Annotated in this window: 1 protein-coding gene; it reads left to right on the top strand. The window is 43.3% G+C overall.

Features of this window, described 5'->3' with window-relative positions; translation table 11 throughout:
- Positions 1 to 10 precede the first annotated feature (10 nt).
- A partial coding sequence (locus tag ADH27_RS06430) for a MucBP domain-containing protein (protein WP_193389723.1) occupies positions 11 to 988 on the top strand: 978 nt, incomplete at its 3' end.

The following is a 988-nucleotide window of genomic DNA, read 5'->3' as shown; positions in this document are numbered from 1 at the left end:
CGTATACAAAGTGAAAGAAGAGCCTAAGGGTAACGTCTATGTTCACTATGTGGATACAGAAGGAAAGACCATCAAGTCAGATGTGACCGATGAAGATCAACAACCAGTAGACAAAGACTACGATACAGTTGTAGACAACCGTCCACAAGAGATTGCATTCGAAGGCAAGACCTATGAATTGGTTCCAGCAGGAAACTACACAGTCGGTGAAGTAGATGACCAAGGTCACCTTAAATCTACCGATCCTACAACAGGCAAAGTGATCGAAGGCGATAAGAATGTAACGTATGTGTACAAACTAAAAGAAACCCCAGCTGAGCCTAAGGGTAACGTCTACGTACACTATGTAGATACAGAAGGCAAGACCATCAAGTCAGATGTAACCGATGAAGACCAACAACCAGTAGACAAAGACTACGATACAGTCGTAGACAACCGTCCGCAAGAGATTGAATTCGAAGGCAAGACTTACGAATTGGTACCAGCTGGTAGCTACACAGTCGGTGAAGTAGATGATGAGGGTCACCTCAAGTCAACCGATCCTACAACCGGTAAGGTCATCGAAGGTGATAAGAATGTAACGTATGTATACAAACTGAAGGAAACCCCAGCTGAGCCTAAGAAGGGTGAGGTCATCATCACTTACGTAGATGAAAATGGCAAGGAAATCGAAAAACCTCGTCAAGACACACCAAACTCACCTTATGACACACCATATAATACCACTGAGGAAGGTGAAAAACCTAACACTATCAAGACTCCAGACGGTAAGACCTACAAGATTGTACCGAAAGGTGACTACCCAGTAGGTAAAGTGGACGAAGATGGGCACTTGGAATCATCTGATCCAGTTAAAGGTAAAGTTGACAAACCTAAGTCAATCATCACTTACGTCTATAAAGAAGTGAAGGAAGACCCAACTCAACCTAAGGGTAACGTCTATGTTCACTATGTAGATACAGAAGGCAAGACCATCAAGTCAGATGTG

The sequence above is a fragment of the Streptococcus sp. 343_SSPC genome, assembly GCF_001072385.1.
Classification (GTDB): Bacteria; Bacillota; Bacilli; order Lactobacillales; family Streptococcaceae; genus Streptococcus.
The sequence above is the reverse complement of the archived record's forward strand: the minus strand, read 5'-3'. Positions and strand labels throughout refer to the sequence as shown.